Raw genomic sequence first — 23267 nt, forward strand, 5'->3', positions numbered from 1 at the left:
TGTGCCCGACGGCGAATAAACCAGAATCAGGCCCGGCGGTCCACGATTGGTCGAGGCGATCCCTTCCCGGCATTGCGCGAATATCGCCTCTATCACGGCTTGAAGACGCGATGCGAGGATGCGCTCCGTTCAGGCCGCTGACCGGATGGGGACCGGGATGGCAATGCGAGGCAGACGCACTGCGGTGACCGGCATCGGCGTCGTGGCGCCTGGCGGGATCGGAACAAAGCCGTTCTGGGAACTGCTGATGGCCGGGCGCACCGCGACCAGGCCGATCTCGCAGTTCGACGCGGCGCAATTTCGTTCCCGGGTCGCCGCCGAAGCCGACTTCGACCCGATCGTCGCCGGGCTGACCCGACGGCAGATCCGGAGATGGGACCGGACCACGCAATTCGCCGTCGTCGCGGCCCGCGAAGCGATCGCGGACAGCGGCGTCGACCCGCTCGGCCCGGATTTCGATCCGCTGCGCTGTGGCGTGATGGTCGGCACCGCGTGCGGCATGACGCAGAGCCTCGACCGCGAGTACGCGGTGGCCAGCGACGAAGGAGCCAGCTGGCACGTCGACGACGCGCACGGCTCGCCGTATCTCTACGACTATTTCCTGCCGTCGTCGATGGCGGCGGAACTGGCCTGGCTGGCCGGCGCGGAAGGCCCGGCGGGAATCGTCTCGACCGGGTGCACATCCGGCGTCGACGTGGTCACGCACGCCAGCGACATCATCCGCCACGGGCAGGCGGACATCATGCTCGCCGGGGCCTCCGACGCCGCGATCTCACCCATCACCGCCGCGTGTTTCGACGCGATCAAAGCGACCACTCCCCGCAACGACGAACCGGAATCGGCGTCGCGCCCGTTCGACGCGACCCGCAACGGATTCGCGCTCGGGGAAGGCGCGGCTCTGTTCGTGCTGGAGGAGCTGGACCACGCGCGACGGCGCGGCGCGCACGTCTACGCGGAGATCCTCGGCACCGCTTCGCGGTGCAACGCCTTCAGCATGACCGGGCTGCGTTCCGACGGTGAGGAATTGGCGGCCGCGATCACCGCGGCGCTGGACAGGGCCAGGATCAGTCCGTCCGAACTGGACTACGTCAACGCGCACGGTTCGGCGACCAAGCAGAACGACCGGCACGAAACCGCCGCGTACAAGGCGAGTCTCGGCGCGCACGCCTACCGGGTGCCGATCAGTTCGATCAAGTCGATGATCGGGCATTCGCTCGGCGCGGTCTGCGCGCTGGAGGTCGCGGCGTGCGTGCTCGCGATCGAGCATTCGGCGGTCCCGCCGACCGCCAACCTGCGCACGCCGGATCCGGAATGCGATCTCGACTACGTGCCGCTGGTCGCCAGGGAGCAGCGGACGGACACGGCGCTCACCGTGGCGAGCGGGTTCGGCGGCTTCCAGACCGCGATCGTGCTCGGCGCGCCGGACCGGAGGCGGCGGTGAGCACGGCGGTCGCTCCCGCTGTGACGGGGCTGGGCGTCGTGGCCCCGAACGGGGTGGGCGTCGAGGAGTACTGGGCGGCGACGCTCGCCGGCCGCAGCGCGATCGGCCGGATCACCCGGTTCGATCCGGCCGGCTACGGCGCCGAGCTCGCCGGCGAGGTCAACCTCGACGCCAAGAAGCTCCTGCCGGGCCGGTTGCTTCCGCAGACCGATCACATGACGAGGCTCGCGCTGATCGCGGCCGCCGAGGCGTTCGCGGACGCGGGAGTCGACCCGGCGGCGCTGCCGCCCTATGCGGCGGGCGTGGTCACGGCGGCTTCCGGCGGCGGATTCGAGTTCGGGCAACGCGAGCTGGAGGCGTTGTGGAGCAAGGGCAGCAGCCACGTCAGCGCGTATCAGTCCTTTGCCTGGTTCTATCCGGTGAACTCGGGCCAGATCTCGATCCGGCACGGCCTGCGCGGGCCGAGCGGCGCGTTGGTGAGCGAGCAGGCAGGAGGTCTGGACGCGGTCGCCAAGGCCCGGCAGAGCGTGCGGGACGGCACGGCGGTGATGCTCGCGGGCGGCGTGGACGGTTCGCTGTGCCCGTGGGGCTGGTTGTGCCAGACCAGGTCGGGCCGGCTGAGCCCGTCCGCCGACCGGCGCCGCGGGTACGCGCCGTTCCAGGCGGACGCTTCGGGATACGTGCCGGGAGAAGGCGGTGCGCTGCTGGTGCTCGAGGAGCCCGCCGGCGCGCGGGACCGGGCCGCGCCACAGGTCTACGGCGAGATCGCCGGCTACGGCGCCACCTTCGACCCGCGGCCTGGTTCCGGCCGCCCGCCCGGGCTGCGCAGGGCCGTCGAACTCGCGCTGGCCGAAGCCGGCCTTGTCCCGGCGGACGTGGACGTGGTTTTCGCCGACGCCAGCGGGGTGCCCGGACTGGACGAGATCGAGGCCGGGGTGCTGGCGTCGCTGTTCGGTCCGCGCGGAGTGCCGGTGACCGCGCCGAAGACCATGACCGGGCGGCTGCTGGGCGGCGGCGCCGCGCTCGACCTCGCCGCCGCGCTGCTCGCCATCCGGGACCAGGTGATTCCGCCGACCGTCCACGTCGAGCGCCCCCGGTACACCGACGTCCTCGACCTGGTCGCGACCTCGCCGCGGCCCGCGGGGATCGCCACCGCACTGGTGGTGGCGAGGGGATACGGCGGATTCAACTCAGCGATGGTGGTGCGCGAGGAAACCACCTGGCGGAGAGGGGATGACAGGCATGGCCCGGTTCACCATCGATGATCTCACCCGGCTGCTGCGCGAATGCGCGGGCGAGGACGAGGAGGCCGTCCTCGACGGCGACATCATGGACGCCGCCTTCGACGAACTCGGCTACGACTCGCTGGCCCTGTTCAACACCGTGGGCCGGATCGAACGCGAGTACGGAGCAGTCCTTCCCGACGACGTGGTCAGCGACGCGAAGACTCCGCGAGAGCTGCTGCGGGCGATCAACGGCGGCATGGGCCAGACCGCGTGAAAGGCGGGACTGATGTGCGGCATCACCGGATGGGTTGACTTCGGCCGCGATCTCTCCGGCGCGTCGGCCGCTGTGTCCGCGATGACGGAAACCCTCGCCTGCCGCGGCCCCGACGACGCCGGCCTGTGGACCAGCCGGCACGCGGTGCTGGGGCACCGCCGGCTGTCGGTGATCGATGTCGAGGGCGGACGCCAGCCGATGACCGCTGCCGTCGACGGCGCCGCTCCGGCCGTTCTCTCGTTCTGCGGCGAGATCTACAACTTCCGCGAGCTCCGTGCGGAGCTGACGGGACACGGCCATCGATTCCGCACCAGGAGCGACACCGAGGTCGTGGTGCGCGCGTTCCTGCAGTGGGGCAACGGGTTCGCCGAGCGCCTCAACGGCATGTACGCGCTGGCTCTGTGGAACGAGCAGGCGCGCGAACTCCTGCTGGTGCGCGACCGGATGGGCGTCAAACCGCTCTACTACTACCCGCTTCCCGACGGAGTCCTGTTCGGTTCCGAGCCCAAGGCGATCCTGGCGAATCCGCTGGTGCCGCGCAGAGTCGACCTGGACGGCATGGCGGAACTGCTCGACATGGTCAAGACCCCGGAGGCCGCGGTCTACGCCGGGATGTCCGAGGTGGCTCCCGGCCAGCTGGTCCGGGTCAGCGGGGCCGGGCTGGCCAAACGCACCTACTGGCGGCTGGAAGCGCTCGAACACGAGGACGACCTCGAGACCACCGTCGACACCGTCCGCGGCCTGCTCTCGGACACGGTCAGCAGGCAGCTCTTCGCGGACGTGCCGGTGTGCACGTTGCTCTCCGGCGGGTTGGATTCGTCCGCTGTCACCGCGTTGGCCGCCGCGGCGCTCGCCGCGGACGGACGCGGGCCCGTGCGGTCGTTCTCGGTGGACTTGGCGGCCTCGGACGAGCGTTTCGAACCCGACGCCGTGCGAGGATCTCAGGATCGGCCGTTCGCCCGCGCCCTTGCCGCGCACGTGGGGGCCGAGCACACCGAGATCCTGTTGGACAGCAACGAACTCAGCGACGAGAGCGTCCGCGCCGAGGTGCTGCGGGCCGTCGACTTCCCGCCCGCGTACTGGGGCGACATGTGGACCTCGCTGCTCTTGCTGCTCAGGGCCGTCCGCCGCGAAGCCACAGTCGCCCTGTCCGGCGAGGCCGCGGACGAACTGTTCGGCGGCTACCGCTGGTTCCGCAACCCGAGTGCGGTGCACTCCGCCACCTTCCCGTGGCTGACCTCCGGCTCGGCGCGCTACTTCGGCGGCCTGTCCCTGCTCGACCGGGATCTCGTCCGGCGACTGGATCTGCCGGGGCGGCGCGCGGCCCAGTATCGCGACGTTGTCGCGGGCATCGATGTCCTGCCCGGCGAGTCCGAGCTCGACCAGCAGATGCGCAGGATGACTTACCTGAACCTGACCCGCTTCGTCCGGACGCTCCTGGACCGCAAGGACCGGATGAGCATGGCGGTCGGGCTGGAGGTGCGCGTGCCGTTCTGCGACCACAGGCTGGTCGGATACGTCTACAACGTGCCGTGGCGGCTGAAGTCGGCGGACGGCAGGGAGAAAAGCCTGCTGCGGGCCGCCGTCGCCGATCTGCTGCCGCGTTCGGTCGCGGAGCGGGTCAAGACGCCTTACCCCGCCACCCAGGACCCGAACTACGAGAAGGCGCTGCGCGAGGAACTCGCCCAGCTCGCGGCCGACGGCACCGCACCGGTCCTGCCGCTGCTCGACCCCGCCCGGGTCCGCAAGGCAGTCGACCGGCCGATCGGCTCGGTCAGCAAGTCCTACGACCGGGGCGGGCTGGAAATGGCCTTGTGGCTCAACAAATGGCTCGAGACCTACCGGGTCACGATCGACGTCTGAGCGTCGGCGCGGCCAGGATTTTTCGCGACCAGGCTCCCCACGTCCAGCCAAGGAGGATTCCGGTGCCGACACAGCCCGATCTTGCCGAAGAGCCGCCGTTGTCCGAGGAAGAGGTGTACGCCGGCATCGGCGACTACACGCCGGGCTTCCTGGCTAGCGCCGACTTCCTGATCCTCGGCATCTTCTTCCCCGTCGTCTGGCGTTGCCCCGAGCGGATTTTCGTGCGGTTGTACGACCGCAACATCGGCGCGCGCCACCTCGACATCGGCCCGGGCACCGGATATCCGCTGAACCGCTGCTGGCGGGTCGAACCGCCGGCCCGGCTGGCGTTGGTCGACTACAGCGAGAACGTGCTGCGCCGGTGCGCGAAAAAGCTCGCCCGTTACGAACCGACGCTGCACCTGCAGAACGCCATGGAGCCGTTGGAGATCGAGCCGGAAACGTTCGACTCGGCGGCGGTCAACCTGGTGCTGCACTGCATGCCGGGAAGCGTTCGCCGCAAGGCGCGGGTCTTCGACCACGTGCTGCCGTATCTGGCTCCGGGCGGCAGGCTGTTCGGGGCCACCGTGCTCGGGCACGGACCAGGGGTCAAGCACAGCTGGCTGGCGCGGAAAGCGTTGACCGCGCTGAACGAAGACCATTCGATGCACAACCTCGACGACACCCTGCCTCGATGGGAACAGGAACTGGCGGCGCGCTTCGGCGCCTACCGGATCGCGGTGCACGGGTCGGTCGCCCTGTTCGAAGCCGTCGCTCCCGACCGGAAGCCCGGCGACCATGGAGCCTGACGTGGTCGTGGTCGGCGGCGGCCCGGCGGGACTGATGCTGGCAAGCGAACTGCGGCTGGCGGGCGTCGGGACCGCCGTGCTGGAGCACCTTCCCGAACCGGCGGGCCCTGGTGGCGCGGGCGGACTCCACCCCCGGTCGATCGAGCTCTTCGACCAGCGGGGCATGCTGCAACCGTTGCTGGCCGCCGCCACCGCCAAGCTGCCCGGCAGTCATTTCGCCGCGCTCGCTTCGCTTGACTACGGCGTCCTGGCCACCCGGCATGCCTACTTCCTGACGATTCCACCGGCTCAGGTCGTGCGGATACTGGAAAACCGGGCAGTCGAGTCGGGCGCGGAGGTGCGACACGGGCACCGCCTCGTCGGCCTCGCACAGGACGCCGACGGCGTCAGCCTCGACGTCGCCGGTCCGGCGGGCCGATACGTGCAGCGCGCGGCCTACGTGGTCGGTTGCGACCGCAGCGGCAGCGCGGTGCGCGAGCTGGCCGGCGCCGAGTTTCCCGGCGCTGAGCCCACGGCAGGCCTGTTGATGGGCGAGGTCGAGCTCGGCTGCCCGCCCGAGACGGTCGCATCCGGGCTTCCGACGCCGATCCCGGCGGGCGAGGACCGGACGGTCGGCGTGCGCGCGCTGCCGTGGCTGGAGCACGGCGTCTACCGGGTGACGATCGCGGATTTCAGCCGCCCGTTCGCCGACCGTACGGCTCCGGTCGACCTCGAAGAGTTCCGGGCGGCGTTGGCGGCCGCGGCCGGTCAGGACTACGGCGTCCGCTCGGCGCGCTGGCTGGCCCGCTTCGACAACGCGCGCCGCCAGGCTTCCGAGTACCGCCTGGGCCGGGTCTTTCTGGCAGGCGACGCCGCGCACGTGCACTGGCCCGCCGGAGAGCAGGCGCTCGGACTCGGACTCGGCGACGCGGTCAATCTCGGCTGGAAACTGGCCGCCCAGGTCAACGGCTGGGCGCCGAGCCGCCTGCTGGACAGCTACCACGACGAGCGGCATCCCGTCGGTGCGCAAGTGCTCGCCGATGCCGAAGCCCAGGCCGCGCTGATGCATCCGCGGCGGAGCCACGCGCCGCTGCGAGCGCTCGTCGCCAGGCTGGCGGCGCTGCCCGACGCGAACGCCAGCCTCGCCGAAACTGCGTCCGGACTCGGCATTCGCTACGAGGTCGGCGGTCCCGCCCATCCGTGGACCGGGCTGCGCGCACCCGACTTCGAACTGGCCTCCACCGGCAGCGGGGCGACGATCGGAGAACTGCTGCGGACCGGCCGCGGACTTCTGCTGGACTTCACCGGCCGGCAGGCGGCGGCCGAGGTGGGCGATCGATGGCGCGCGCGGATCGAAGTGGTCTCGGCGCCGCCGAGCCCCCGGCGCCCGGTCGTCGCCGTCGCCGTCCGGCCGGACGGGCACGTGGTCTGGGCGGCCGACGGTTCCGTGGGCGAGCCTGCCGCCGGGCTCGCCCACGCGCTGACGACCTGGTTCGGCACGACTGGAGACTGACGAGGACAGCATGACAACTCAGCTTGCCTTCGACCTTTCCCGGCTGCACCCCGGTGTCGGCGACGCCGAGATCGGGGCCATGCGCACCGTCGTGGAGATCGCGCGGCGGCATCCGGACGCAATCTCCTTCGCCTCCGGCAATCCCGGCGAAGATCGGTTCGCCGTCGCGGATCTGCACCGTTACCTCGACCTCTACCTGGACCACCTGCGGGCGCGCGGAGTTCCGGAAAACCGGATCACGCGCATGCTGTTCCAGTACGGTCCGATCCACGGGCTGATCAGGGGCGACATCGCCCGCATGCTCGCGGTGGACGAGAACATCGCGGTCGACGAGAACGCGATCCTGGTCACCAACGGCGGGCAGGAAGCGCTCGCGGTCGTGCTGCGCGGGCTGTTCCGCGACGCACAGGACACCTTGCTGACCCCGGTTCCGGGTTATCTCGGCGCGGGCGGAGCCGCGACGGTGCTCGGCATCGCGTCCCGTCCCGTTCCGGTAGGCGATGCCGGGCTGACCGGCGAAGACCTGATCGCTGCCGCGCATGAAGTCCGGGCATCCGGAGGGCGGCCGGTCGCTTGCTTCCTGACGCCCGATTTCGCGAACCCTTCCGGCTCCTCGATGTCCGTGGGCACTCGGCGCGAACTGCTCGCCGTCGCCGTGCGGGAGGACTTGGTGCTGCTGGAGGACAACACCTACGGCGTTTTCCGTGCGGCAGGCGCGGAACTGCCGACGCTGAAATCGCTGGACACCGGACGCAGGGTGATCTACCTCAGTTCGTTCGCCAAGTCCGTGTTCCCCGGTGCGCGCGTGGGGTTCCTGGTGGCCGACCAGGACGTGGTGGGCCACGAGGGCCGGAGGCGCTCGTTCGCGGAGGAACTGGCGAAACTCAAGAGCATGTTCACCGTCAACACCGGCGCGGTAGCCCAGGCGCTGGTCGGCGGGGCGCTCATCGCGTCAGGGCACAGCCTGCGCGCGGCCAACCGCGAAGCTGCCCAGGTCTACCGCGAAAAACTCGACACGATCACGGCCTCTCTCGCCGAGCACTTCCCCCCGGATCGGATCCGCGACCACGGCGTGCGCTGGACCAGGCCGGACGGCGGGTTCTTCGTCCTGCTGCGGGTGCCTTTCCCGACCGACCTCGCCGCCGCGGAGCGATCCGCTCGCGACTACGGCGTGTGCTGGGCGCCGGTGAACCCCCGGCACACCCGCACCGCCGACGGCGGCCTGATCAAACTGGGTTTCGCGTCGCTCGCGGTCGAGAACATCCGCGAAGGCATCGGCAGGCTGAGCCGATTCGCCCGCGAAACCCCGCCGCAGCGGGAAGAACCTGTCGATCGCGATTACGCCGCCTCCTGAGATCGGCGGCGGATGCGGCCGGGCAGCCGACGTAAGCCCGAATCGATTTACGCACAGCGGGGCAGGACGTCGCGGAGACTCACCCGCGAGTCCACGGCTTTGCAGACCGTGCCACGACCGTCGTGAAGCGGGCCGGAGTCGCGCGCCGTGGCACCGATCCACGTTGGCAGGCTCCGCTGGTTGCCGAACCGTGCCCGGGGCTCTGTCCGATGAGGACGGACATCAGCGGGCGATGAGTGCCGCGACGGCGTCACCTGCGGATACGGTCCGTCCGGTCGTGTGCTGGTAGCGCCGCACGATGTCGCGATGGCGGACCCGTTGCCCGAGCCGTCGTTCGGCCCGCAGCACCGGATTGCGCCGCGGGATCGGAAACGCCGCTGCGAGACCGGCGAGCAGCGCCCGCTGATCGATGCCTGCGATGTCGAAGACCCACGACGTGCCGGGATCGAGCGCGACCAGCGCGAAGGCGAGATGTCCGGCCCGGTGTTCCCGCTCCCGGCGAGCGAGGGCGAGCCGCAGGGACGCCTCGTACGCCGCCTGCGCGTCCAGCCCGAGCGGCGGTTCTTGCCGGGCGCATCGTCGCCGCGCTTCCGCAATTCCGAGCGGCAGCAACGGTTCTCGTGCGGGCGGGCGGTCCAGTGCTGTCCCGGCCAGACGCTGGAACTCAATCCCGAGCGGCGCCAGCGCCGCTCGGTCCGCCGCTGCGCCAGCACCTGCGGGAGCAGCTAGCAGGACGGCTTGGCGAATCGCTTCTTCGGTTGCACCGTGGCCGGCCAGTACTGCGGCGACAGAACTGTCGGCGGCGAGCGCCAGCAGGAGATGTTCGCTGCCCGTGCGCGGATGTTCGAGCCCGCGCGCCAGCGTGATCGACTGGCCTATGACCTGGCTCAACTCAGGGTGATCTCCTCTGAACATCAGGCCCCCTCGACGCGGTGGTACTTGCGGTGCACGGTCTGTTTGGCGACGCCTAGCCGGAGAGCGATGTCCCGCCAGGACCATCCGTTCTTCCGCGCCGTCGCCACCTGCTCGGCCTCCAGTTGCTCGACCAGCGTGCGAAGCCGGGCCACCGCCCGCAATCCCGCGTCGGGGTCGGTGCCGCGAACGGCCTGGTCGAGATCGGCAATCATCGACATGGCCGTCAGCATATGCTGACGGCCGCTCGCGTGGCAATCGTGCCCCGGCAGGAGTCGAACCCGCGTTCCCGGCTTCGGACGCCGGAGTGTGCCGTGAGGGCGGTTTGGTCCCTACCGCCATGTCGGGACCGGGGACCACAGTCAGCACCGCGAGAATCCCAGCCGCCGCGAGAAACCGGAAGAACACGAGTCCCGCTCTCGCATTATCGAACGGCGGTGCCTGCCTTGTTCGCGCCAAATCCGGTCGCGGCCTGAGCACCTCGTCAGGCATCCTGCTCCGCGTGCCTCCAGCGCATATCCCCGGTGCGGAACTGTCGGGCCGCCTCTATCACGAGGCGGTGCATCCCCTGCTGTCCCGCCGCTTTCCTGGCCTGACCCACACCGCGGCGTTGATCGGTCCCGGCTCCGAAGTGCTCGGATTCGACACCGTCCGCTCCACCGACCACGACTGGGGACCGCGCCTGCAGCTCTTCCTGCGCCCCGGCGATCTCGCCGAATACGGCACCGGGATTTCCGAAATGTTCGCCCAGCGACTGCCCGCCACGATCGCCGGTTACTCGACCAACTTGGTCCCGGCCGGAGACCACGGGACGCGGCACATGCGGCCCGCGGTCGGACGCATCCAGCATGGGATCGTGGTTGCCGAACTCGGCGCCTGGCTGACGGGCTGCCTCGGCTTCGATCCCCGATCCGGGATCACCACGCTCGACTGGCTGGCCACTCCCACCCAAATTCTGGCCGGGGCCACCGCCGGCGCCGTTTTCCACGACGGCCTGGCCCAGCTTCACCCCGTCCGGCGCCAGCTGGCCTGGTATCCCGACGACGTGTGGCGCTACCTGCTGGCCTGCCAATGGCAACGCCTCAGCCAGGAAGAACCCTTCGTCGGACGCTGCGGCGACGTCGGCGACGAACTCGGATCGGCGATCATCGCAGCGCGCCTCGCCCGCGACCTGATCCGCCTGTGCCTGCTCCTCAACCGGGTCTACCCGCCCTACAGCAAGTGGCTCGGCAGCGCATTCGCCCGCTTGCCCTGCGCGACGCGGCTCGGACCGATACTCACTGCTGCCGTGGCAGCGACCAATTGGCACGAGCGTGAGCACCACTTGGCCGCGGCCTACGAAGCCGTCGCCGCCCTGCACAACGAGGCCGGGCTCACCGAACCGGTCGACCCTCGTACGCGCTCGTTCCACGACCGGCCCTACCGGGTGCTGCACGCCGAGCGCTTCACCGCGGCCCTGATCGCGACCATCCGCGACCCCGCGCTGCGCGACTTGCCGCCGACCGGTGCCATCGACCAATTCGTCGACAGCACCGATGCCCTCGGATCCCGCACGCTCACTCGGCGCCTTGCCCAAGCAGTCTTTTCCGACGGAACCGAAGCGCTTTGATATCCCGCTCCAGGTCAATCAATCGGCGTGCCCGCGGTTTTCGACAACGTCTCCGCCATTCGTTCGGCGAGGCGCAGCGCCCGCCGATCGTCGAACCGTCCTCCTTGGACGGTCAGCCCAACCGGAAGACCGGCCCCGGGAACTGCCAGCGGAAACGTGACCATGGGCGCCCCGAGCATCGCGCCCGGCGTCGTGTTCTGGGTGTAGACCTTGAAAGCGTCGGCGCGGCTTCCCAGATGCTCCACAGTCCCGTCGCAGTCGGCTGGCGGAGCCGGTGCGGGCGTGGTGGGAAACGCGAGCGCGTCGAGTGCGTGCTTGCGCAGCAGTTCCGCGTAGCACGCCCTTGCTTGCTCGGTTTGCTGCTGGGCGATCGCGTACGCGTCGGGCGACACCGGGGATACTAGCTCGGCTTCCAGGATCTGCCGGACGTCAGGACTGCGCACGTCAGCGGCCAGCCGGGCGAATGCTTGCTCGGGATTCATGCCCAGGACACGGGCAGCGACGTCGCCGAGCAGACGGCGGGCTTCCCAGCAGACGATCGGCATCGCCGCCGCACGGGTCAGCTCCCAGATGTCCACGAGCTTCACCGGCACCAGCTCGACGGTGTCCGCGAGCGCGGCCAAGGCCGGTTCGACCGCCGCTCGCGTACTGGGGTGCAGCTCGCGGAACAGCTCGTCGGGCACTCCGATCCGCGGGCGCGAAAGGTCCTGGCAGCTTGCTCCGCCGAGCATCGCCAGGTCGATCTCGGCGAGGCGCCGCACCGAGCGCGCGAAGATCCCGGGGGCGTCCCGCGTCCACGACAAGCCGACGATTCCCGCGGTCGGCCAGCGTCCGGTGCTGGGGCGGAATCCCGCGACCCCGCACAGGCTGGCCGGGATCGAGATCGAGCCCCCGGTGTCCGTGCCCAGCGCGACCTCGGCATGGCCGCGCGCGACGACCGCGGCGCTGCCGCCCGACGATCCCCCGGCCAGATAGCCCGGGCGGCCGGGCAAACGCACCGCGCCGTAGGAGGCGTTTTGCGACGTGATCCCGAAGGCGAGTTCGTGCATGTTCGCCATGCCGACGACCACCGCGCCGGTGCGGCGCAGCAGCGCGACGACCGGGGCGTCGGCCTCCTCCGGCGCGACGTCCAGAAGCTCGCATCCCGCGGATCGGCGCAGCCCGCGCACCGCGATGTTGGCTTTCACCGCGAGCGGATACGGCTTCGCGCCCGCCGACGGCACTTGAGCCGCAATCTCGTCAGCAGTGCAGGTTTGCGTCCAGTCTCCTGGTTCCGGTCGTTCGACCGCAGCCAGCGGGATAAGCGGCATCCGGGGCTCCTTTGCAGCGAATGAGGCTTATCCGGGAGTCTCGGCCTGCCGCGCGGTCCCCGCTATCGTCATTTCTGACGATGGCGCAGATGGTGCGCCGCCAGGGCCGCGCGGTTCGCGGCACCGGTCTTGGCGAACGCGTTGCTCAGGTGGGTCCGCAAGGTCGGCGGCGCGATGCCGAGGGCCGTGGCGATCTGCTTGTCGCTGTAGCCGTCCGCGACCAGTTCAGCCACCTGGGCTTCGCGCCGCGACAGCGCCTTGCCGCCGACCGGGGTCTCCCGCGGCCAGGTCCGGGCGACCAGATCCCCGAAAGACCGGAAAACCCGCGCGTCGGCCTCGGTGAACGCACGGCCGCCGCGCCCCCGCCACAGCCGCAGGTCCACGGAACCGGGACCGGCATTGGCCGGGAAGTAGTTCATGCCGTGGTACATGCCGCCGCGGTGCAGGAAGTCCTCGACGAACTCGGCGGAAACGCCGACAGCCGGAGTGACCCGCGAAGCGCTCCCCCGCGCGAAAAGTTTCGGAGTCAGGTCGTCAACGTGCCGGAAATACCGGTGGTAGGCGCGAAGCGCGTCGTCGCCGAGATCAAGCTGAACCGGATCAGCGTAGGGCCCGGACGGATCGCAGACGAAGGAAGCGAAGACGTCCGCCCCGAGGATGCGACGCAGGACATCTCCCAGCAGAAGGCGCTTCTCCTTCGGCGGCGAATCCGAGAGGACGATGTCGATCGCTTCGCACGTCAGTGCGTACTCCTGGCCCATGCTGCCTCGCTTCGGTGCGAAGTAGGGAGCGCGACGCTGGCTCAGTTCCGTCGGCTCACTGCTCGCGCGAAAGTGTAAGGGGCCATTCCGCGTGGCTCCGATGTCCGGTCAGGCGGGCGGGGTTTCCAGACGTTCGGCGGTGTCGACGAGCAGGCGGACGATCCAGCGCCAGTCGTCCGGGTCAGTGGTGACAAACGGTTTCCGGGCGAAGAGGTAAAGGCGGTTCTGGACGATTTCGATGTGGACCGGGCGGGCGGTGTACCAGTCCAGGAGGTCCGGGGAGAAGAGGGTGCGGTCCAGGATGGCCTGAATCTCGCGGGCGCGGCCGAACGGACCGGAGACGGAGAAGACAGTCGTGCCGGGGCCGGTGAGGTCGGGGTGACCGAGTGCGTCGTTCGTGCCGCTGGTCAGCACGCCGGTGCGTTTCGCCCGCGAGTTCAGGAGAAGATGGGGCAGCTTGGCGTCGAGCGGAGTGGTCGCGTAGTGCCAGCGTTCGGCCGCCACCTCGCGGGTCCCGGTGACATGCTGGTACCACCCGAACTCCATCGGACGCGGCTGGTCGAACGCGACGACGTCGCCCGCCGCCCGGCGGGTGCCGACGGCGAAGATCCCGGCCGCCTGCTCCGGATTTTCGACAGCCCAGTGATAACTCAGCCCGTTGCGCGCCGCGAACTGCATGATGCGGTAGCGGCTGATCCGCCCCTGAGCGCCGTCCTTGCGCATCAGCCGGACCACCGGAACGACCAGCACCAGCCCGACGAGCAACGGCGACAGCCCGAGGATCCGGATGCCGAACCCCGCCGTCCGGATGAGCGTGAGCGAGGTACATGCTCAGCGGCACGCTGATCAACCCGAAGAAGACAACCGCGAGGAAAACCAGCCAGAGAGCACAGCAGGCGACGTCACGACCCGGGCGGTCGCCGTTCCGCTCCGCATGGGCCAGCGCCGCGGCCGGATCGACCGGGGCGGAAAAGGGGGAAAAGTCCAGATCCTCGGGCACGGCGTAGGTTATCTCGACGAGCAGGCAGGTGTTGGCGGACGGGGCGGGTTCGTCGGCCGGACGACAGCAGCAGACCGGATGTGCCGAATCGCGGTGTCTGTCACCGGTAACGGGTCTAGGCCCCGCGGAAGTCGTCGGTGCGTCGTATACCCGCCAGATCACTGAGGACGTTCATGCGTATTTTGTTCTTCTCGATGCCAGCAGTCGGCCACTTCTTCCCGCTGGTGCCGTTGGCTCGCGCAGCGCGGGCCGCTGGGAACGAAGTGCTGATGGGGTCGTGCGGAGAAGCGGAACTGCTGGCCGAGGCGGCCCTGCCGATCGCCGACATCGCACCCGGGGCCACGTTGAAAAGCCTCTTCGCCGACTTCCACCGGCGGTACCCGGAAGTCAACGAGCGCATCATGGCCGGTGTCATGTCCGAAGACCTGGAGGGCGTGCACTTCGGAACCTTCTCCGACTGGCTGGCAGACGGGGCGGTCGCCACCGCGCAGAGGTGGCGACCTGATCTTGTGGTCTACGAGCGGATGGCACCGTTCGGATTGCTGGCCGCGAAGGTGCAGGGTGTGCCGGCGGTTCGGCACGAACTCGGGATTTCGCAGGGAGAACGAGCGGGGCAGTTGCGGCACATGGCCGCAGCGCTGCGGCGCCATGGGACGCAGGGACTGGTTGACGACGGCCCGTGGCTCGACATCGCGCCGCCGAGCATGACCGGCGCTCGGCGCGGTGGCTGGCTGATGCGCCCGATGCCGCACAATGGAAACGGAGAGCTTCCGAGCTGGCTACGCCGGAAGCCGCGGCGAGCGCTCATCGCGGTGACTCTGGGAACGATCGTGCCGCGGATGCAGGGCGTTGGCGTGGTGCAGCGGATCCTAGCGCTCGCACCGGAGGTAGACGCGGACTTCGTGCTCGCGCTGGAGCCGCGCGACCGTCAGAAGCTCGGCGCATTGCCAGCCAATGTGCGCGACGGTGGCTGGTTGCCGATGGGAGCGCTGCTCGCTGCCTGCACAGCCGTGGTGCACCACGGAGGCTCGGGAACGATGTACGCGGCGCTGGATTCCGGTGTGCCGCAATTGATGGTTCCGGACGGAGCGAGCGACCGAGGAGTCAACGCCGACGCCGTCGTCGCGCGCGGCGCAGGCATGGCGTGCGCGCCGGACAAGCTGGATGCGGGCTTGCTGCGGAGACTCGTCACAGACGAAGGGCTGCGTATCGCCGCGCAGGAGGTTCGCGCAGAACTGGCCGACATGCCCGAGCCTTCTCAAGTGGTAAAACGCTTCGGGGAGCTGGCCGTCTGAAATGACCGGCGAACACACCGACTTGATGCTTCCGTTCAGGATCGGGCGCTCAGCATGCACTCAGACGACGTCCTCGTGGTCGTGGCACTCGACTGGTCGCGGCGGTTTTGCAGGTTCATCTGAGCCCCGTTCGGACTCGAACCAAGAACCCTCCGGTTAACAGCTATAAACACTTTCCATTCTCTGTCATTCGATTGTCGCGGCGTCCCTCTACGACCGCTCGAGGGCCTGAAGTGCTTGTCGTCGCCCGTCGAACCCAGCATCGCCGGCACGCGATGGTGCACTGAGAGCGGTCTGCGAGGGCCGCGGTTCGAAATCGCTGTTGCGTGCGCGGACGGGTTGTGTCATTTCCGCCGGGTGAAGCCGCGTTCGCCAAGGTATTCGTCTGGTGGTTTGTCCGGCTGGAACATGGTGCCGGGTGCGGCGATGTCCGGGCCGTTGACGATGACGATGAGGCCGGTTTTCCGATCGATCACGGCCTCTGCTTCTTGCCCCGGCGCCAGCCGGTCGTACCAGTCTTTTGAACCGGCCCTCGCCATGATCTCCCCGATCAGCTGGGTGGCTTCGCGCACGGAGCGGACCCCGGCGCGGGTGAGATCCTCGCGGTGTCCGGAGTGTTCCCACGAGTGCTTGGCGATCTTGCGGTAGAGGCGCTCTTGCGCGTCGATGTCGCTGGTGTCGGCCGGGGCGGGCTCAGCGCGCGGACCGTGCTGGTAGTCCTCGATTTCCAGCCGTCCGAGTTCGTCCGCCGCGGCCCGGCTCACGGCCGGGTCGGCGTCGCGCAGCCGCTGCTCCAACCCGTCCCAGTCTTGGGAGAGTCCCGTGTTGCGGCCTTTCAGTGCGCGCATCCGCTGGACCAGCGCCTCGTTCTCCCGGCTGGTGTGCCCGGCGAGCCGAACCGGGCGTGGCGTCCGCGGGGGCGGGGCGACGGCGGGCGGATGGCGGACCGGATCAACGACCGGTCCACGGCCTGCTTTTCCGGGTGCCGCCGCCGGGGTGACTGGTCCCGGGTCGGTCACCGGGGCACCGTTGTCCTGCCCGGGCGCCTCCGCCGGGGGCGCTGATTCCTCGGGCGCGGTATTGACCACGAGATACACAGTGCCGGCCACGATCAGGACGGCGCCGATCAGAACCAGTGCGGGCAGCGCGAGCGCGGCCAGCCCCGCCCCGCCCACCGCCGCGGTGCCGCCGATGACGGCCGTCTCACCCGCCGCCGCGGCGACGACGGTGCCCCCGGTAACCACCGTGCCTTCGGCCACCACGGCACCGCCGACGACGACCGCTCCGTCCGCGACGATCGCACCGCCCTCGACCACAACGGCCGAGGTGCTCGCTCCGGCCAGCAGCGAGCCCTCGCCCAGTGCCGTGCCGCCGGCCGACACAACCCCTTCCGCCAGCGGGGCGGCCGTGCTTCTGGCGGCGGCCGCGCCGAGGCTGGAGAACGTGAGCGGCGTTTCGCCCACGATGGGGGTCCAGGTGATCGGCGCGGCGGGAGTGAACGGCGGCGGTCCGGGCGGCAGCGGCAATCCGCTTACCTGACGCTGCACCACAGGTCCGGTCGTGGTCAGGGCACCCGGGGCGGCGGTGCCGTCGGCCACCGCGTCCGCCTCGCGTTCGCAGCCATGGCCCGCGGCGCCAACGCCCAACTCCGCCCCCGGGGCAGCTCCGCGCTGCTGCACGACGTGGGCCAGTTCATGCAGAAGGAGCCTGTTGCCGTCCGCGGTGCCGGGCCGGTAGTTCTCCGCAGGGCACACCACGTGGTCGCCGACGGTGTAAGCCCGGGCGCCGAGCTGCCGCGCGGATTCCGCCGCGCGCGCGTCGCTGTGCACCCGCACGCGGCTGAAGTCCCAACCAAGAAGGTCTTGTGCATATGCACGCACCCCGGAATCCAGCGGATGCCCCGCCGAACTCACCGCCTCGTGCACCAGTTGCGGTGCTCGCCGCCGCTCGGGGCCGGATTCGGGCACGGCGTTCGTCTGCCGGGCGAATGCTCGCATCCCCCTTGTCTAGCGACCGGCCGTCACCGCCACGTCACGTCATTCCCCATGGACAGCGATACGGGCCGCCGACGATGCGACCAACCGCTGTCCGGTGGCCCTCGCGGCGGAACCGGTCACGAGCCCGACGGAGGCCGGAGTGAACGCACATGTTGATCACATGTCTGGATCAAATTCCGACGAGATCAGCCATACACGTCGGCCAGGGAAGCCCCTCTTTCAAAGAGTTGCGGCGCAACGCTTTGAAAGCTGCCGCACCATCGGCACCCGACACGGCAATCGTCTTCCTTGGCTGAGGTTGGCGTCGACGAGGTCGTGGGCGTGTCCGCCACGCCCGTCGAAGATGCCGCGGCGCAGGTGCATGAGCAGCTTGCGGGTGAGGCGGAAGTCGAGCGCCGAATGTTGTCGGCGGGGCTCAGCATCGGCCGAGAATGCGCCAGAGTTGTCTCGGCAAGCTCCTCGCCAGGTTTCGCTGGTGAGGGCGCTGTGTCCGGTGGATGCTCGCGTCTGCTCAGGGCTTGGCTTCGCCGCGGGGAGGACTCTGGTCACAAGGATGGGCTGGCGGTGACCGCTTCTGGAGCGTCCTCGGTCAGTGGGGTCGTGGTGATCGTCCGCATGCGGTCGCGGTATGGGGCGACGAGGTCGTGCCGCACACCGGAGGGGTCCGGCAGGAGCGCTCTGCACCGCGATCTGGGCGCGGGTCCAGTTCAGTACCCAGGCGCCGAGGGGATGCCGCTCGGCGGTGTAGGTGTCCAGCAGCCCGTCCGGCGCCGTCCCCCGCACCGTGGCGGCGAGCTTCCAGCCGAGGTTCGTCGCGTCGCCCACACTCAGGTTGAGCCAAGCAGCGACGCTCATGCTGGCCGCCGGAGTGGACACGAAGGTGATCCAGCACCTCCTTCGCCACTCGTTGATCAAGGTCACCATGGACCTCTATACCAACGTTGCCCAGGAAGTCGCCGCCGACGCCGCCCGGAAACTCGCGTCGGTGATCCCCCTGGCAGGCCGCATTGCACCGTGCCCGCGCCCTCGGGCTCGCAGGAGACCACAATGGACGGTCGGCCACCGGACAACCCTCGCGCGAACAGCACAAAACCCCAGGTCACCAGCACCAGTGACCTGGGGCCGAAAAGTGGGCCGCCAGGGATTCGAACCCTGAACCCGCCGGGTAAAAGCCGGCTGCTCTGCGCGATTGAGCTAACGGCCCGCGGCGAAGGCGGGAAAAGGAGCTGCCCGTCGAGGGTTCGAACCTCGGTTTCCGCGTCCAGAGCGCGGCGTCCTGCCAGTTGGACGAACGGGCACGGGCTCCCGGTCCAGGATTCGAACCTGGGCCCGCGGATCCAAAATCCGCGATGCTGCCGGTTACACCAACCGGGAACGAGTCGGATGCCCGCGGGTCGAACGCGGTGTCTCCTGGTCCCGAACCAGGCGGGGTCGCCGATGCCCCTCGCATCCGGGAATGTGCGCAGGCGCCGGCGCCCCCTCGGCGCCGGGCCCGTACCCCTGCCAGGACTCGAACCTGGTGCCTCCGCATTCGTAGTGCGGCGCTCTTTCCCGATGAGCTACAAGGGTGTGTCCGGCAGGAACCGGACGACGAACGGCCGGAGGGCATCGAACCCTCTTCTTCGGTTTGGAAGACCGACGTGTCCGCCGAGTTCACCACGACCGCAGGACGCGCCCTGGCCTGGGCGCAGTGGTGAAGGAGGGAGTCGAACCCTCACTGCCCGCACAGGGGCGCCCGGGTTACAGCCGGGTGGGGCCGCCACCGCCCCGTCTTCACCGTGCGGGTCCGGCGGCGCGTGGCTGCCGGACCCGGCGCTCGTCCTGGCCGCGGGTGAGGCGACGGGGACGAGTCTCGGAAATGTCTTGCTCCGCTGTGCAGTTGTCAAAGGACCGGAAAATGGACAGCAGGGAAATGCCGTCGCGAAAATAGCAGGCGCAATTAATCGCGTTTGGAGGCCATGACGAAAGAAGCCGCCCGGGTCGGTTTCCCAACGGGGCGGCTCCCTGTGTGCGACGACTGTCGCGTCAGGTCAGGGAGCGGATACCGCCGAAGAGGCCGCCTTTTTGGCAGGTGCGGCGCTGATAGACAGAACGCTGGGCAGCGTGGACCGCGGCCGGATATTGGCCTCGCGTCTCCCGCTTCCGCGTGTTCGTCATGTCCGCTCCTTCATCCGCTGTGGTGCATTCATCTTCACCTACGCCGAAGCGGTGCGTCAATCTTATTTTCCGGAGAAGCATTTCCCTGGGGAGGCGGATCGTGTTGTAATGGTCGAGTGCACTTCAATCCTTACGGCGGCGCGGGCGCGCAAGTAGCCGCCGACCTGGCCACCCTTGCCCAGCGCGACGGCGTCACGGCCGCTGAGGTGCGGGCCGCGGGGCAGGCGCGCGACATGGTGCTGCCGCGCATCACCGCGGACGAAGCCGAGCGGATCCTCGCGTGGGGACGGCGGCTGCACGAGGTGTTCGTCGCGGAGACAACGGCCGAGCGGATCGATCTCCTGAACGAGCTGCTCGCCGTCGCCGCGTGTCGGCCGAACATCGCCAGTCACGACGGGAAAGCGCCGCATCTGCACTACTCCAGCGAAGGCGCGGGCGTGGTCGAGCGGTTCTACGCCTACACCGCGGGCGGGCTCGCGCATCTCGTGTGCGAGGAGCCGCACCGCCTCGGCGTCTGTGCGCGCGAGGGGTGCGGCATCGCGTTCGTGGACACGTCGCGTAACGGGTGCCGGCGGTTCTGTTCCACTCGCTGCGGCACGCGGGTCAACGTCGCCGACCATCGTGCGCGGCAGCTGGCGGGCTGAGCAGCAGGTCAGTCGGCCGCTTCGAACGACTGCAGTTCCGGGTATTTCGGGGCGATCGTGTCGCCGGAGGACTCGCCGCGCAGGCGGCGGCCGATCCACGGCAGCGCGTGTTCCCGGCCCCAGCGGAGGTTCGCCGCGCGCTGTTCCCGCGTCGACAGGCGCGGCCGCGGACCCAGCGCGGCGTGCGTGAGGCTGTGCTGCACGCCCAGCGCGTCGAGGACGGCGATGGCGATTTCGGTGTGCCCGGCCGCGTTGAGGTGCAGGCGATCCGGGGACCACATGCGACGGTCGCGCAGCTGGCGCATGGACCACATGTCCACCAGCAGCGTCTCGTGCCGGGCCGCGATGCCGCGTACGTGCTCGTTGTAGATCGCGACCCGTCCGCGGATCTGGCGGAACAGCGCGTCTTCCACGCCGTCGACGCCGGTGAACAGCAGCACCTGCGCGCCGGCCGCGCGGAATCGGGCCACCGCGCGCTCGTACGAGTCGGCGAGGCTGTCGACGTCGACCCGCGGCCGCATCAGGTCGTTGCCGCCCGCGTAGGCGGTGACGAGGTCCGGCTTCATCGCCAGCGCCGGTTCGACCTGCTCGTTCAGCACCTGCGGCAGGAGCTTCCCGCGCACCGCCAGATTCGCGTACCGGAACCCGGGCTCCCCGGCGGCCAGCACCTCGGCGACCCGGTCGGCCCAGCCGCGCACCCCGTTGCGCGCGGACGGATCGTCGTCCCCGACGCCTTCGGTGAACGAGTCGCCAATACAGACTAAGCGGTTGGTCATCAGCTCAGTTTAGGCCCGGCTCCCCCACCCCTCGCGACGGCGCCCGCGGACACCAGAGTAGCTCCGGCGAGGCCGCCCCAGAGCGCGCCGGGGCCGAGCGGCGCGAGCGCGGTGAGCACCGCCGGGGAGACCGCCAGCCCGACGCCGGTCGACAGTTCGAAGCGGGCCACCGCCCGGCCGAGCAGGCGTGCGGGTGCCAGGGCCATGACGAACGCCGTGGCGCTGCCCGCGTAGATGATCTCGCCGATGGTGCAGACCACCGAGACCGCGGCGATCGCGGGCGCCGCCCAGCCGGTTCCGAGCAGGGTCGCCGCGAGAAAGCCGAGGTACGACAACGTGAGCACGACTCCGCCGCCTGCCAGCGCGGTCCGCCGGGAAACTCGCGCGAGCAGGACTGTGACCGGCACTTGCAGGGCGACGACGAGCACGGTGTTGGCCACGAAGATCGCCGCCGACCACACCGGGGACGCGTGCAGATACGCGGTCAGCACCAACGGCAACGCGATCTCCGGGACGTTCAGGCAGAACGCGTAGATGACGTTCGCGGCCAGCAGCGAACCCATCCGCGGCGCGCTCTCCACAGAGGGTTCCGCCACAGCGGCCGGAGCTCGCAAGTGGACTGACCACGCCAGGACTGCGGCGAGCAGGTACGCGATCCCGGTGCCGATTGCCATGGCGCGCAACGCGTTCGAGCCACCGGCGAGGCACGCGGTCGCCAGCAGAGCGCCGATGCCGAGCGCTGCGTTGCGGAGCGAACGACCGGCCGCGAGGGCGGCATCGCGTTGCCTGCCTTCGGCGAGCGTCGCGACGAGTGCCGCGTGCGCTGCTGGCCACGCTTGGTTTCCCGCCGAGAGAAGAACAGCGGCACCGACGAACAGCCACAGCTCCCCCGGCGGCGCGGCGAGCAGCAGCACGACACCGACCGCACGCACCAGCATCGAAGCGGCCACCACCGTGGTGCGCGCGCCTCGCTCGAGCCACCGTCCCACGAACGGCATGCAGCCGAGCCCGGCCACGACGCCCGCGGTCATGGCGGCACCGGTCGCGGGCGCGGACAGGCCGAGCACGGTCACACCGTAGATCAGGAGAAACGGGCGCAACAGCCCGGTGCCGAGGGCGTCGACGGCCATGGCGGCGGCGTAGCGCGGGCCGCCGGAGACGCGGATCAGCGCGCTCGGCCGGATCTTGGTGGTCATGGCGCTCGACACTGCTGCGCAGGCCTGGGCCGGAGCACGCCGATTCGCAGTTTTCGTCAACCGGCGAACGTCCGGGCCGGTCGATCGGCGATGCTGGTGCGGTGCCGTTGAGGATCGACATCGCCGGGCTGCCGGCCGAGCAGGTGCGGTTCGCCGCGTCGCCGCTCGCGGAGCTGACCGCGATGCTGCACGTGCTCGCCGAGCCGGGCCATCATCCGCGGTTCGCCGCGTGGGCGGGCGAAGTCTGGGCCGGGATGCGCCCCGAACTGGCCGAACGCGTGCGAGAGGCCGATTCCCTATGGCGGTCTTCGCAAGCCGACTTCCTGCTGCCCGGACGTCCGCGCCCGACTCTCGCCGAGGAACTGGCCGACGTCGATGCGATCGACCACGGAACGTACGCGACCGCGGCGCTCGTCTCGACCTGCGGCAGCACCCGGATCGCGACCCGTTCCCCGCTCGCCGACCCGGACTCGCGCGAACGCGCCCTCGACCTCGCCCAGGCACGCGGCCCCCGTCAGGAAGCATTCGCCGAATCCCTGCTGACGGACCCCGCAGCCACGCGAGCCCGTGTCCGCGACACCCTCGAACAGTGCGCCGAAGCGTTCTTCGACAGCGCTTGGACCGGGCTTGAACCCCAGCTCGCCGCGGACCTGCGACACAAACAAGACCTGTTGCGGCACAAGGGAATCCGTACAGCGCTGGACGCGGTTTCCAGCGCGGTCACGCTATCCGAGGACGGCTCTCGGATCGTGGTGGACAAGCTGCAGGACAAGGCGACGTCCGCACAGAACGGCGTCACATTCATCCCCAGCGTCTTCGGCAGCCCGCACTTGGTCGTGGTGCACGCGTCAGGCTGGCCGCCAGTGGTGCAATACCCCGTCGCCGACGCAACCGCGCCCGTGCCACTGGAAACCGTCGAACTCCGGCTTGACGCGCTGGCTCATCCGGTACGGCTGCGCCTGGTCCGCACGCTGGCGCGGAGCCCGCACACCACCAGCGAACTCGCGCACAACTGGGACTTGTCGGCGCCGGAGGTGTCCCGGCATCTCGCGGTCCTGCGCCGGGCGGGTCTGCTCACCACCAAGCGGCAAGGCCGGTACGTCCGCTACTCACTCGCCTTGCCGCAGCTGTCCTCGCTGGGCACCGACCTGCTGGCTGCTGTCCTGCGCTGA

General features: G+C 69.8%; 20 protein-coding genes, 6 tRNA genes and 1 pseudogene. 11 read left to right on the forward strand and 16 right to left on the reverse strand.

Going from position 1 to position 23267, the window contains the following annotated elements; translation table 11 throughout:
- Positions 1-163 precede the first annotated feature (163 nt).
- The 7 genes from ACWDNU_RS03065 to ACWDNU_RS03095 all read left to right on the forward strand — a co-directional run bounded on the left by ACWDNU_RS03065 (position 164) and on the right by ACWDNU_RS03095 (position 8438).
- The gene (locus ACWDNU_RS03065) at positions 164-1441 is read left to right on the forward strand and encodes a beta-ketoacyl-[acyl-carrier-protein] synthase family protein (protein ID WP_449667526.1); all 1278 of its coding nucleotides are present in this window, start codon (positions 164-166) and stop codon (positions 1439-1441) included.
- Positions 1438-2706 carry a ketosynthase chain-length factor gene (locus ACWDNU_RS03070; protein WP_449667527.1) on the forward strand — a complete coding sequence of 423 codons (1269 nt, stop codon included), beginning with the start codon at positions 1438-1440 and terminating at the stop codon, positions 2704-2706. Before ACWDNU_RS03065 ends, ACWDNU_RS03070 begins: the two co-directional genes overlap by 4 nt.
- Positions 2675-2941, forward strand: a complete 267-nt coding sequence (locus ACWDNU_RS03075) for an acyl carrier protein (protein ID WP_449667528.1) — start codon at positions 2675-2677, stop codon at positions 2939-2941. The genes ACWDNU_RS03070 and ACWDNU_RS03075 overlap by 32 nt, the downstream gene beginning before the upstream one ends.
- 12 nt (positions 2942-2953) lie before the next feature.
- On the forward strand, positions 2954-4804 hold the full coding sequence (gene asnB / locus ACWDNU_RS03080) for an asparagine synthase (glutamine-hydrolyzing) (protein ID WP_449667529.1): 1851 nt from the start codon (positions 2954-2956) through the stop codon (positions 4802-4804).
- 62 nt (positions 4805-4866) lie between these two features.
- Positions 4867-5592 carry a class I SAM-dependent methyltransferase gene (locus ACWDNU_RS03085; protein WP_449667530.1) on the forward strand — a complete coding sequence of 242 codons (726 nt, stop codon included), beginning with the start codon at positions 4867-4869 and terminating at the stop codon, positions 5590-5592.
- On the forward strand, positions 5582-7084 hold the full coding sequence (locus ACWDNU_RS03090; protein WP_449667531.1) for an FAD-dependent monooxygenase: 1503 nt from the start codon (positions 5582-5584) through the stop codon (positions 7082-7084). The genes ACWDNU_RS03085 and ACWDNU_RS03090 overlap by 11 nt, the downstream gene beginning before the upstream one ends.
- 10 nt (positions 7085-7094) lie before the next feature.
- The gene (locus ACWDNU_RS03095; RefSeq protein WP_449667532.1) at positions 7095-8438 is read left to right on the forward strand and encodes an aminotransferase-like domain-containing protein; all 1344 of its coding nucleotides are present in this window, start codon (positions 7095-7097) and stop codon (positions 8436-8438) included.
- A 222-nt stretch (positions 8439-8660) separates the two neighbouring features.
- Here ACWDNU_RS03095 and ACWDNU_RS03100 read toward each other — a convergent pair whose 3' ends face one another.
- The 3 genes from ACWDNU_RS03100 to ACWDNU_RS03110 all read right to left on the reverse strand — a co-directional run bounded on the left by ACWDNU_RS03100 (position 8661) and on the right by ACWDNU_RS03110 (position 9672).
- On the reverse strand, positions 8661-9329 hold the full coding sequence (locus ACWDNU_RS03100; protein WP_449667533.1) for a Clp protease N-terminal domain-containing protein: 669 nt from the start codon (positions 9327-9329) through the stop codon (positions 8661-8663).
- Positions 9330-9352: 23 nt separating this feature from the next.
- Positions 9353-9571: an RNA polymerase subunit sigma-70 gene (locus ACWDNU_RS03105; protein WP_449667534.1), complete on the reverse strand. Its 219-nt coding sequence runs from the start codon at positions 9569-9571 to the stop codon at positions 9353-9355.
- Between the two features lie 40 nt (positions 9572-9611).
- A tRNA-Ser gene (locus ACWDNU_RS03110) sits at positions 9612-9672 on the reverse strand.
- 180 nt (positions 9673-9852) lie between these two features.
- Here ACWDNU_RS03110 and ACWDNU_RS03115 point away from each other — a divergent pair.
- Entirely contained in the window at positions 9853-10959 is a 1107-nt protein-coding gene (locus ACWDNU_RS03115; RefSeq protein ID WP_449667535.1) for a DUF4037 domain-containing protein, read from the forward strand.
- A gap of 14 nt (positions 10960-10973) precedes the next feature.
- Here ACWDNU_RS03115 and ACWDNU_RS03120 read toward each other — a convergent pair whose 3' ends face one another.
- From ACWDNU_RS03120 to ACWDNU_RS03130, 3 genes are all read right to left on the reverse strand, one after another.
- A complete protein-coding gene (locus ACWDNU_RS03120) occupies positions 10974-12269 on the reverse strand; it encodes an amidase family protein (RefSeq protein ID WP_449667536.1) in 1296 nt (431 codons plus the stop codon).
- A gap of 68 nt (positions 12270-12337) precedes the next feature.
- Positions 12338-13030 (reverse strand): LuxR C-terminal-related transcriptional regulator, encoded by a 693-nt coding sequence (locus tag ACWDNU_RS03125; RefSeq protein WP_449667537.1) that lies wholly within the window; start codon positions 13028-13030, stop codon positions 12338-12340.
- Positions 13031-13138: 108 nt separating this feature from the next.
- The gene (locus ACWDNU_RS03130) at positions 13139-13795 is read right to left on the reverse strand and encodes a hypothetical protein (RefSeq protein ID WP_449667538.1); all 657 of its coding nucleotides are present in this window, start codon (positions 13793-13795) and stop codon (positions 13139-13141) included.
- A gap of 408 nt (positions 13796-14203) precedes the next feature.
- On the opposite strand from ACWDNU_RS03130, the gene ACWDNU_RS03135 reads away from it, so the two are divergent.
- The gene (locus ACWDNU_RS03135; protein ID WP_449667539.1) at positions 14204-15325 is read left to right on the forward strand and encodes a glycosyltransferase; all 1122 of its coding nucleotides are present in this window, start codon (positions 14204-14206) and stop codon (positions 15323-15325) included.
- Between the two features lie 344 nt (positions 15326-15669).
- Here the strand turns inward: ACWDNU_RS03135 and ACWDNU_RS03140 are convergent, their stop codons facing one another.
- The 8 genes and pseudogenes from ACWDNU_RS03140 to ACWDNU_RS03175 all read right to left on the reverse strand — a co-directional run bounded on the left by ACWDNU_RS03140 (position 15670) and on the right by ACWDNU_RS03175 (position 19479).
- The gene (locus tag ACWDNU_RS03140) at positions 15670-17322 is read right to left on the reverse strand and encodes an eCIS core domain-containing protein (protein ID WP_449667540.1); all 1653 of its coding nucleotides are present in this window, start codon (positions 17320-17322) and stop codon (positions 15670-15672) included.
- A 681-nt stretch (positions 17323-18003) separates the two neighbouring features.
- Positions 18004-18159, reverse strand: a pseudogene (locus ACWDNU_RS03145) (FAD-dependent monooxygenase); the annotation flags it as partial.
- A 293-nt stretch (positions 18160-18452) separates the two neighbouring features.
- A tRNA-Lys gene (locus ACWDNU_RS03150) sits at positions 18453-18526 on the reverse strand.
- 22 nt (positions 18527-18548) lie between these two features.
- A tRNA-Gln gene (locus ACWDNU_RS03155) sits at positions 18549-18620 on the reverse strand.
- A gap of 4 nt (positions 18621-18624) precedes the next feature.
- Positions 18625-18696: transfer RNA gene (locus ACWDNU_RS03160), tRNA-Gln, on the reverse strand.
- A 121-nt stretch (positions 18697-18817) separates the two neighbouring features.
- Positions 18818-18891 (reverse strand) — tRNA-Arg (locus tag ACWDNU_RS03165).
- Positions 18892-18915: 24 nt separating this feature from the next.
- Positions 18916-18988 (reverse strand) — tRNA-Gly (locus ACWDNU_RS03170).
- Positions 18989-19347: 359 nt separating this feature from the next.
- Positions 19348-19479 carry a hypothetical protein gene (locus tag ACWDNU_RS03175; protein ID WP_449667541.1) on the reverse strand — a complete coding sequence of 44 codons (132 nt, stop codon included), beginning with the start codon at positions 19477-19479 and terminating at the stop codon, positions 19348-19350.
- 116 nt (positions 19480-19595) lie between these two features.
- On the opposite strand from ACWDNU_RS03175, the gene ACWDNU_RS03180 reads away from it, so the two are divergent.
- Positions 19596-20123, forward strand: coding sequence for a CGNR zinc finger domain-containing protein (locus ACWDNU_RS03180; RefSeq protein WP_449667542.1), 528 nt, complete (start codon positions 19596-19598; stop codon positions 20121-20123).
- A gap of 8 nt (positions 20124-20131) precedes the next feature.
- Here ACWDNU_RS03180 and ACWDNU_RS03185 read toward each other — a convergent pair whose 3' ends face one another.
- Both ACWDNU_RS03185 and ACWDNU_RS03190 read right to left on the reverse strand, forming a co-directional pair.
- Positions 20132-20899 (reverse strand): SGNH/GDSL hydrolase family protein, encoded by a 768-nt coding sequence (locus ACWDNU_RS03185; RefSeq protein WP_370936991.1) that lies wholly within the window; start codon positions 20897-20899, stop codon positions 20132-20134.
- The gene (locus ACWDNU_RS03190) at positions 20899-22095 is read right to left on the reverse strand and encodes an MFS transporter (RefSeq protein WP_449667543.1); all 1197 of its coding nucleotides are present in this window, start codon (positions 22093-22095) and stop codon (positions 20899-20901) included. Before ACWDNU_RS03190 ends, ACWDNU_RS03185 begins: the two co-directional genes overlap by 1 nt.
- A 101-nt stretch (positions 22096-22196) precedes the next feature.
- On the opposite strand from ACWDNU_RS03190, the gene ACWDNU_RS03195 reads away from it, so the two are divergent.
- Positions 22197-23267 carry a DUF5937 family protein gene (locus ACWDNU_RS03195; RefSeq protein WP_449667544.1) on the forward strand — a complete coding sequence of 357 codons (1071 nt, stop codon included), beginning with the start codon at positions 22197-22199 and terminating at the stop codon, positions 23265-23267.

This window comes from Amycolatopsis sp. NPDC003676 (genome assembly GCF_053587275.1).

Coding starts and splice junctions, on each gene's coding strand:
- ACWDNU_RS03065 (WP_449667526.1), top strand. CDS start 164: ATGCGAGGCAGACGCACTGCGGTGACCGGCATCGGCGTCGTGGCGCCT.
- ACWDNU_RS03075 (WP_449667528.1), top strand. CDS start 2,675: ATGACAGGCATGGCCCGGTTCACCATCGATGATCTCACCCGGCTGCTG.
- asnB (WP_449667529.1), top strand. CDS start 2,954: ATGTGCGGCATCACCGGATGGGTTGACTTCGGCCGCGATCTCTCCGGC.
- ACWDNU_RS03090 (WP_449667531.1), top strand. CDS start 5,582: ATGGAGCCTGACGTGGTCGTGGTCGGCGGCGGCCCGGCGGGACTGATG.
- ACWDNU_RS03095 (WP_449667532.1), top strand. CDS start 7,095: ATGACAACTCAGCTTGCCTTCGACCTTTCCCGGCTGCACCCCGGTGTC.
- ACWDNU_RS03105 (WP_449667534.1), bottom strand. CDS start 9,571: ATGTCGATGATTGCCGATCTCGACCAGGCCGTTCGCGGCACCGACCCC.
- ACWDNU_RS03120 (WP_449667536.1), bottom strand. CDS start 12,269: ATGCCGCTTATCCCGCTGGCTGCGGTCGAACGACCGGAACCAGGAGAC.
- ACWDNU_RS03125 (WP_449667537.1), bottom strand. CDS start 13,030: ATGGGCCAGGAGTACGCACTGACGTGCGAAGCGATCGACATCGTCCTC.
- ACWDNU_RS03135 (WP_449667539.1), top strand. CDS start 14,204: ATGCGTATTTTGTTCTTCTCGATGCCAGCAGTCGGCCACTTCTTCCCG.
- ACWDNU_RS03140 (WP_449667540.1), bottom strand. CDS start 17,322: ATGCGAGCATTCGCCCGGCAGACGAACGCCGTGCCCGAATCCGGCCCC.
- ACWDNU_RS03175 (WP_449667541.1), bottom strand. CDS start 19,479: ATGACGAACACGCGGAAGCGGGAGACGCGAGGCCAATATCCGGCCGCG.
- ACWDNU_RS03185 (WP_370936991.1), bottom strand. CDS start 20,899: ATGACCAACCGCTTAGTCTGTATTGGCGACTCGTTCACCGAAGGCGTC.
- ACWDNU_RS03190 (WP_449667543.1), bottom strand. CDS start 22,095: ATGACCACCAAGATCCGGCCGAGCGCGCTGATCCGCGTCTCCGGCGGC.